The following is a 1,683-nucleotide window of genomic DNA, read 5'->3' on the forward strand; positions in this document are numbered from 1 at the left end:
CGAATAAATAAATAAGAAAAAAAGGTTCGGACTGATTAAAGAAATACAACCCCTGTTTAAAAAACTATTGATTAAAAACTGAGAACTGTGAAAAAGCTGATTGTTAAAAACTTACTTGTAGCCCTGATGATCGTACCGGCAATGGTATCATGCAAAAAGAATTCAGACCTGAACGGTGTGGATATGGATACCGAGATCAAAGAACCCACCCCTGTAGCGCTTCACCCCACCGCCACAGGTGCACCAGTTACCATCACCGTTGATCAAAGCCAGCCGGGCAACCAGATCCCCGCCAACTTTTTAGGCCTGAGCTACGAAACCAACAATCTGCTTTGGAGCACTAACCTGAGCGGCAGCAACACCACCCAGGTACAGTTGATCCGCAACCTGGGCGAAGGCGTACTGCGTGTAGGTGGTACCAGCAGCGGTAAAGTATACTGGACCAACAAGGCTACTGCCAAGAACTCAAAGGTAGACTCGCTGACCACTACCCAGATCGACGGTCTGGCTAACTTTTCAAAAGCATTGGGCTGGCCGGTGATCTACGGTTTGAACATGGCTAACTACAACCCGGCAAGCCAGGCCAAGCTGGCCAAGTACCTGAGCGATAAACTGGGCGACAACCTGATGGCTTTGCAAGCCGGTAATGAGCCTAACGCTTATCCTGAGCTGGGTTACCGCAAAGAGGGTTACAGCGTAGGTGATTACAAAAGCGAGTGGAAAGGTTACTACGAGGCGGTACGTAAAGTAGCCCCTGAAGTTACCTTCGCCGGTCCGGATGTGGTGAATGCTGCTGACTGGGTAAGCTCATTCGGCGCGCAGTTCAAGAACAATGTAAAGTTCATGACCGTGCATTACTACAACAACGGCCCGGCTACTGACGAGTCGATCACTTACAAAACCATCCTGGAGCCCGACACCAAGCTGGCCAAATACCTGGACAAGGTGGATGAGGCTTCTGCCAAGAATGGTTTAAAGTACCGCGTATCTGAGTGCAACAGCATTTTTAACAATGGCGGCAAGGCAGGTGTGAGTGATGTGTTTGCTTCATCACTATGGGCTTTGGACATGATGTGGACCGTGGCTGAGCACAATGGCCAGGGTGTTAACTTCCACAGCGGTTCATCACAGGCTTTCACCGCTATCGCTACCCAAAACGGCAAAACTACTGCCAGGCCGGTATATTACGGCATGCTGGCCTTCAAATACGCCGGTAACGGCCGTGTGCTGCCGGTTAAGGCAAGTGCCAACGGTGTTAACCAGTCGGCGCACGCTTCGGTAAAGAACGGCGCTACTTCGGTTACCCTGATCAACAAGGATGATAAGGATATCCTGTATACTGTGAAACTGAGCAGCACTGCTTCTAAAGTAACTGTGGCCAGGCTGACCGCCCCTTCGGCTACCGCTACCGACAACATCGCCTTTGGCGGTGCCAGTGTTGACGAGAAAGGCAACTTTAACGTAACCGCTACCGAAACCTTTAACGTGAACCAAAAATCATTCACCATCCAGGTGCCTGCTTACAGCGCCGCGGTGATCACTATCAACTAAGCCAAAACAAAAAAGAACATAACAAGCACAAGATAAATACCCTTTTATTAACTATTGATGACCAGGCCGGCGGTCGTACCTTCCCTAAAGGTGCGGCCGCCCGGTCGTTTTAAGAGGGGGATGGTGTTTAAG

Annotated in this window: 1 protein-coding gene; it reads left to right on the forward strand. The window is 50.0% G+C overall.

What is annotated here, in order from left to right:
* Positions 1-87 precede the first annotated feature (87 nt).
* A complete protein-coding gene (locus IM792_RS21155; RefSeq protein ID WP_194103917.1) occupies positions 88-1,551 on the forward strand; it encodes a glycosyl hydrolase family 79 C-terminal domain-containing protein in 1,464 nt (487 codons plus the stop codon).
* Positions 1,552-1,683: the final 132 nt, after the last annotated feature.

The sequence above is a fragment of the Mucilaginibacter sp. JRF genome (assembly GCF_015223065.1).
Classification (GTDB): Bacteria; Bacteroidota; Bacteroidia; order Sphingobacteriales; family Sphingobacteriaceae; genus Mucilaginibacter.